11 protein-coding genes are annotated in these 6,495 nt (G+C 55.8%); all 11 read left to right on the forward strand.

Going from position 1 to position 6,495, the window contains the following annotated elements:
* Positions 1-1,049 (forward strand): phage major capsid protein (locus ACTTKG_RS08305; protein ID WP_442673749.1); only part of this gene is annotated, 1,049 nt, incomplete at its 5' end.
* A gap of 12 nt (positions 1,050-1,061) precedes the next feature.
* Positions 1,062-1,259, forward strand: a complete 198-nt coding sequence (locus tag ACTTKG_RS08310; RefSeq protein ID WP_442673750.1) for a hypothetical protein — start codon at positions 1,062-1,064, stop codon at positions 1,257-1,259.
* Entirely contained in the window at positions 1,189-1,575 is a 387-nt protein-coding gene (locus tag ACTTKG_RS08315) for a hypothetical protein (protein ID WP_442673751.1), read from the forward strand. The genes ACTTKG_RS08310 and ACTTKG_RS08315 overlap by 71 nt, the downstream gene beginning before the upstream one ends.
* On the forward strand, positions 1,572-1,949 hold the full coding sequence (locus tag ACTTKG_RS08320) for a hypothetical protein (RefSeq protein ID WP_442673752.1): 378 nt from the start codon (positions 1,572-1,574) through the stop codon (positions 1,947-1,949). The genes ACTTKG_RS08315 and ACTTKG_RS08320 overlap by 4 nt, the downstream gene beginning before the upstream one ends.
* Complete coding sequence (locus ACTTKG_RS08325) at positions 1,933-2,322, forward strand: HK97 gp10 family phage protein (protein ID WP_442673753.1); 390 nt, start codon at positions 1,933-1,935, stop codon at positions 2,320-2,322. Before ACTTKG_RS08320 ends, ACTTKG_RS08325 begins: the two co-directional genes overlap by 17 nt.
* Complete coding sequence (locus tag ACTTKG_RS08330) at positions 2,319-2,753, forward strand: phage tail terminator family protein (RefSeq protein ID WP_442673754.1); 435 nt, start codon at positions 2,319-2,321, stop codon at positions 2,751-2,753. Before ACTTKG_RS08325 ends, ACTTKG_RS08330 begins: the two co-directional genes overlap by 4 nt.
* 15 nt (positions 2,754-2,768) lie before the next feature.
* Positions 2,769-3,956, forward strand: coding sequence for a phage tail sheath C-terminal domain-containing protein (locus ACTTKG_RS08335; RefSeq protein ID WP_442673755.1), 1,188 nt, complete (start codon positions 2,769-2,771; stop codon positions 3,954-3,956).
* Positions 3,957-3,976: 20 nt separating this feature from the next.
* The gene (locus tag ACTTKG_RS08340; protein WP_442673756.1) at positions 3,977-4,435 is read left to right on the forward strand and encodes a phage tail tube protein; all 459 of its coding nucleotides are present in this window, start codon (positions 3,977-3,979) and stop codon (positions 4,433-4,435) included.
* A 66-nt stretch (positions 4,436-4,501) separates the two neighbouring features.
* Positions 4,502-4,861, forward strand: coding sequence for a phage tail assembly chaperone (locus ACTTKG_RS08345; protein ID WP_442673757.1), 360 nt, complete (start codon positions 4,502-4,504; stop codon positions 4,859-4,861).
* 56 nt (positions 4,862-4,917) lie between these two features.
* Positions 4,918-5,046, forward strand: coding sequence for a hypothetical protein (locus ACTTKG_RS08350; protein WP_442673758.1), 129 nt, complete (start codon positions 4,918-4,920; stop codon positions 5,044-5,046).
* Positions 5,043-6,495: phage tail tape measure protein (locus ACTTKG_RS08355; protein ID WP_442673759.1), on the forward strand; the 1,453-nt coding region annotated here is incomplete at its 3' end. The genes ACTTKG_RS08350 and ACTTKG_RS08355, both read left to right, overlap by 4 nt.

The following is a 6,495-nucleotide window of genomic DNA, read 5'->3' on the forward strand; positions in this document are numbered from 1 at the left end:
GTCGAGGCGGGCGTGAACGAGAAGCTCAAGGGCAAGGCGCCGACGGCGGGAGCGAGCGCAGGAGGAGCGGCGGGGGCTTCGAGCGCGGCAGGTGTGACGAACGGCTTCTTCGACGCCATCTACAAGAACCAGGTCAAGAGATAAGAAGGAGGATATACAAAATGGCAGATACGACGTATTTGAAGGAGAATTTGCAGGGGTTTGTGCCGACGCCGACGGCATCGGAGATCATCGCGGACGTGGTGCGCGGGTCTTCGGTCATGCGGCTTTCGACGGTGCAGCCGATGAAGTCAGAGACGCAGAAGTTTCCCGTCATGACGGAAGGCCCCGGCGCGTACTGGGTCGGCGAGACGGAGCGCATCAAGACTTCGGTCGCGACATGGATTTTCCCGGAGCTTGTCGCCAAGAAGATTGGCGTCATCGTGCCGTGCAGCAAGGAGAAGCTCGAAGACACGACGACCAACGTGTTTGCGGAGATTCGCCCGTACATCGCCGAGGCGTTTTACAAGGCGATTGACGCAGCGTGCCTCTTCGGCACGAACAGCCCGTTTGCAAAGAATATCTTCGGCGTAGCTTCGACGGGCGGGCGCGTCATCGCCGAGGAGACGAATCCGAAGCTCGACCTCGACATTTCGGACGTGATGGCGCTCGTCGAGGATGGCGGTCTTGACGTCAACGGCTTCGTCGCGGGCTACGATCTCAAGAACAGCCTCCGCAAGCTGCGCGATGCGAATGGCAACCAGCTCTTCGTCACAGGCGTCGATTCGAGTACGCTCTATTCGCAGCCGATCGAGTTTGCGCGGAATGGTGCATGGGACAAGACGAAGGCGCGTGCGATTGCAGGCGACTGGAAGTATTCGATCATCGGCATCCGCGACCAGATTCAGTATGAGACGCTCAAGGAAGCTACGCTTCAGTCGGTGCAGATGGGCGACGGCAAGCCGCTGTCTCTCGCAGAGAACGATATGGTGGCGATCAAGGCGACGATGCGCCTCGGCTTCTTGCCCGTCAAGGAGACGGCGTTCGCGGCGCTCAAGCCGAAGGCGTAAGGAGGCAGCACGATGGACTTTCAGGAGTATGAGAAGGACGGGCGGGTGATCTCGGCGACGGAAACCGCCTATCGCGCCATTTACGAGGCGCAGGGGTTCAAGCCGAGGTCGCCGACCGCTTTGAAGGGGGGAAAGCGCGGTGGAAAAGCAGGAAGCGATTCGGGAGATTGCGACGAAGGTGCGCCTGCTGGAAAGCAAGAGGACGCTTGACGAAGGGCTGCTCACATTCTACGTCGAGAAGCTTGTCGCGGACATCTTGGGCTATTGTCATCGCGCTGATTTCCCCGATGCGCTCATTTATTCGGCAGTTGACCTCATCCGCAAGCGGTTTGCGGATGAGGATGCGTCCGCAGGCAGTGAGCTTGGTGTACCATCCAACGCGCCACTTGCGAGCGTCAAGATGGACGATACGGAATTCAAGTTCGCTGTCGCAAACATCGATCCGACGGGATGCCTTGCCGACCTTGATTTTGCGACGCTCAAGCCGAAGCTGAACCTCTACCGCAAGGTGGTGAGCTGGGCATGAGCCTCAAAGGCGTGCTGCATCGTCTGATGTACCATGACAGAGTGGACGTGTATCGCCTCAAGAAGGTGCAGGCGGAAGATGGTTCGGACGACTATGCCGAGGAGGAAGCGCCTGTCTATGCCGCGCTCCCCTGCAAGCTCTCGCAATATGGCAAGGAGCTGACGACGACCAAGACGGAGCGGGCGACGAGCGTCTTTATCGACCTTAGGCTCTGCTGCGACCCTGCCGTTGACATCCGCGAGAATGACCGCATCGTCGTCTTGCGGCACGGGCGGCGCATGGAGTTTTTTGCAGGCGTGAGCTTCCCGTATCCGACGCATCAGGAAATCGCGCTGAGGAAGAGAGGGGATGTCGGCAATGGGCGTAGTGATTGAGGGCTTGGATGAGATGGAAAGAAAGCTCGCTGAGGCAGAGCGGCGGTATCGCGGGGCGGCAGATCGTTTCTTGAAGCAACAGGCGGAACTTCTGCTGGGGACGGTGCGCGGCAATACACCTGTCGACACGAGCGCCTTGCGCAGCGGTTGGGCGAGGACGCAGCCGGAGAACGGCGCGATCGGCGTCCACAATAACACGAAGTACGCGGCGCATGTCGAGTATGGGCATCGTATCGTCCACATGGTCAAGGGCAAGAAGGTATATACGGGCAAGACCGTCCCCGGCGTGAAGATGCTCCGAAAATCGGTGCTACAGCAAAAAGCGATGTTTCGCGAGAACGCAAAAGCAATCTTGGAGGCGATGTTCAAATGATGGCTGCCGTTGAGATTCGTAGTGCGATTTCGGCTTTGCTGAAACAGCATTTCCCTTATGCCGTCTATTTTACGAACAACGCGAGCGCCGACAAGGGATACTTTCACGTTGAGCTTTCTCCCAAAAAGCGCATGATCGACCGCGTGATTTACGAGCGCGAGATTGATGTCATGATGGAACTGGTTCTGCCGCCCGACGCTCGCGGGCGTATCGATCGCGCGAAGCTCTACGAGGCAGTCGATACACTCGACGCGGCGCTCCTGCCCGTGCTGACGATTGGCGACCGCCATATCACGGTGCAGGAGACATCAAGCCGCATCGTCGACGAGGTGCTGCATTACAGCTTCTCGCTTGACTTTGCGGACGCGATGCCCGAAGAGACTGTAGAGCTGATGGAGGAGCTTTCCATCAACGGAGAAAGAGAAATCTAAAAGGAGGAATGGCATATGCCAAATGAGGCAGAAAAGTTCGGTCTGCCACAGGTCATCATCGACTTTCGCACGAAGTCGACGACCGCCATTGCCCGCAGTGCGCGTGGCATCGGCGTGATGATCTTGAACAATGAGACGACGAACGTATCGAAGTTTTACAAGATTTCGGACAGCACGGATATTCCCGACGAGGGGCTGACCGAAAAGAATGTGGCGCTCATCAAGAAAGCGCTCTTGGGTGTGCCGCTGCGCATCTTGGTCTACACGCTGCCGACGACGGACGTTGTGCCGGGAGAAGGGACGCTGCTCAATCAGGCGGACGTGTTGAAGAAGCTCCACAATATCAAGTGGAACTATATCTGCCATCCGACGGGCACGGCGCAAGATCAGGAAGACCTTGCGACTTGGGTCAAGAAGGAGCGCAATATCAAACGCAAGACGTTCAAGGCGGTCGTGGCGAACTTTGACGCAGACGATAAGGGCGTCATCAATTTCACGACCGACAACATCCGCTGCGTGAATCCCGCCTATACGGATGCATTGCAGGTGGCGAACGGCGACAAGACAAAGGTCAAGAGTTCCATCCCCGAATATCTCGTCTATACCTCGACGGAGTACACGTCGCGTATCATGGGCATCCTTGCAGGACTCGCGCTCGACCGTTCGGCGACGTACTACGCATTGGGAGAGGTGCACGACTGCGAGGTGTATGAAGACATCGACGACTGCATCAGTAAGGGGCAGCTTTGTCTTATCGATGAGATGGATGGCAACGGCGTCAAAATTGCGCGTGCGTGCAACTCGCTCCATACCTTCACAACGGACGTCGGGCAGGATTTCCGCTACATCAAGATCATTGAGGCGGTGGATATGATCACGGACGACATCCGTGACACGTTCAAGAACTCGTATGTGGGCAAGGTCATCAACGACTACAATCATAAGATGCTCTTCATCGCGGCGATCCTCGTCTACTTCCGCAATCTCAAGGGCAATGTGCTGGATAACTCGCCGACGGCGATCAACACGGTCGACATCGACGAGCCTGCGCAGAAGGACTACGCCATTCTGCACGGCGACGACGTGACGAAGATGACGGCGCAGCAGATTCGCGAGTACAACACGGGTACACAGGTGCTTCTCACGGGGCGCATCACACCTGTCAACGCGATGGAAGACTTGCGCATTACGTTCACGATGTAAGAGGAGGGAGGTGAAAGGATATGGCAAGAGACGTAGAGGACGTGAAGTATCGCGGTCGTAGACGCTGGAACGGCTCGCACGGGCGCGTATGGTGGGACGGCGAAATGCTGTTTGAAATCGCGAAGTTCGAGGCGAAAGTGACGGCTGACCGCGAGGATGTGCTGATCGGCAACTCCAAGGACAGCAAGATCACCTCGCTCACGGGCGAAGGGTCATTCACGATCAAGAGCGTCATCAACCGCAACATCAACCGCTACCTTGAGGAGTGGAAGAACGGGCATGATCCGCGAGCCAGCCTCGTGGGTCTCATCGACGATCCCGATGCTGTGGACGGGCAAAAAGAACGTTGCCTAATTGATAACGTGTGGTTCAATGAATTGCTGCTCCTCTCCTTTGAGAAAGGGCAGGTCGTCGAGAAGGAGTTTACGTTTGGCTTTACGCCGGAGGATGCGAACTTCGTTGAAGTGGTGGATGCTTGACGTTCAGGAGAATAAGAGTTGCCCGGCAAAGTGTCTGCCGGGCTTAGTTGTGGGAGGAATACGAAAATGGCAGTATCTATCAAAGAACTCATCGAGAAGAAAGAGGAATTGGCAAACAGGAAGAAGCGCAAGTACGATATTGAAACGAGCGCGGGAATGATGACGGTGAAGCTTCCGACGCGCTCCTATGTGGCGGAAGTCATGAAGCTCGAAGGCTCGGATGAACTGCTGCTTCTGGATTGCATCGTCGACCCGAACCTCAAGGAAGCAGGGCTGCAGGAAGCCTATGGATGCTTTGAGCCGACGGACATCATCGGCAAGCTCTTCGACGCGGGAGAGATTCCGGGGCTTGGGCGCAAGGTCATGGAGCTGGCAGGCTACGGACGCGACATTCGTGCGGCATTGCATGAAGACGCAAAAAACTGATCGAGGAGGACTGGGAGGCGCGTACTGCCGCCTTCCTTGTCCTCAAAGGCCATAGGTTGGACTATTTCTTTTCGCTCTCCGAGGTGGAAAAGATATTTTGCTATGAGGCGATGGCGTTTGAAGAGAAGCGCCGCATAGATGAGCTGAAGGTTCTGGCAGCGGGAAGGGGGTTGGCTCTTCGATGAGCGATTATGTATTGTCCGCTGTTTTGCGGCTCAAGGACGAGCTGACGAGCAGGACGAAAAGGGTGCAGGAAAGCCTCAACGGCGTCAAGGGTGCGGCGCAAGGTGCAGGCGGTAGTCTGAACAATTTGGAGCGCGACATGCATCGCGCAGGTTCGGCAGTCAACGAGCTGGCGGGCAGGTCGGACAGGCTGAAAAATAGTCTGTCTGGCATCAAGGGAGACTACTCGCCGACGATCCGCGTGCGCGACAATGCCTCCGGCAAAATCGGCGGCATCCGCAGTATGCTCGACAGCATATCGGGGAAGATTCACACGGTCACGGTCAACGTCCGACAGAACGGCGGCCTTTCGGGGCTGGCGAGCAAGGCGGGTGGCGCAGTATCCGGCATCGCGGGCGGCATGATGATGGGCGCGGGGATGCAGATGGCGGGCGCGGCGGGCATCGGCTTTGGCGTCTATGATACGGTCAAGACGTACATGGATTTTGAAGCCGAAATGAAGCGAGTGCAGGCCATATCTGGTGCATCGCAAGGCGATTTTGAATCTTTGACAGCCAAAGCAAAAGAAATGGGGGCGACGACACAATTTTCTGCAACGGAATCGGCACAAGCACTTGAGTATATGGCAATGGCGGGATGGAAAACGGATGAAATGCTCAGCGGCATATCGGGCATTATGTCACTTGCAGCTGCATCTGGTGAAGATCTGGGGAGCGTTTCAGATATTGTTACGGACGCTTTGACTGCTTTTGGACTAAAGGCTTCAGATTCTGCACATTTTGCGGATGTGCTCGCACAAGCAGCGTCAAACGCTAATACCAATGTGGGCATGATGGGGTATACATTTAAGTACGTTGCACCGATCGCTGGTGCATTGAAGTATTCCGTTGAAGATGTTGGGGTTTCCATCGGTCTCATGGCAAATGCCGGCATCAAAGCGGAACAGGCGGGTACATCATTACGCGCCATCATGACACGTCTTGTTGCACCGCCCAAAAAAGCAGCAAAGGCGATGGCGGCGCTTGAGTTATCTGTAAAAAATGCAGATGGATCTATGAAACCTTGGAATGAAACCATGCTGGAACTGCGAGCGAAGTTTGCGGGCCTGACGGATGCAGAGAAAACACAAATGGCCGCCAGTATTGCAGGCCAAGAAGCTATGTCAGGATTCTTGGCTATGGTGAATGCATCTGATGCAGATTTTGAAAAGTTGACGGCGGCCATTGGTAATGCAGATGGTGCAGCCGACCATATGGCGAAGACAGTAAATGATAATCTCAAGGGAGATTTGAAAGCTCTTTCGTCCACATGGGAAGCATTTCAGCTGGAATTTATGGAAGGCAAGGGCAGTGAAGGACTGCGCTCTTTTGTGCAAGGCGTTCGTGACGATGTTGCAAAGTTTAAGACCTACGTTTCCGACGGATTCGACATCAGCGACGTGGGCAAGATTG

This window comes from Selenomonas sp., from assembly GCF_052169755.1.
GTDB lineage: Bacteria > Bacillota > Negativicutes > Selenomonadales > Selenomonadaceae > Selenomonas.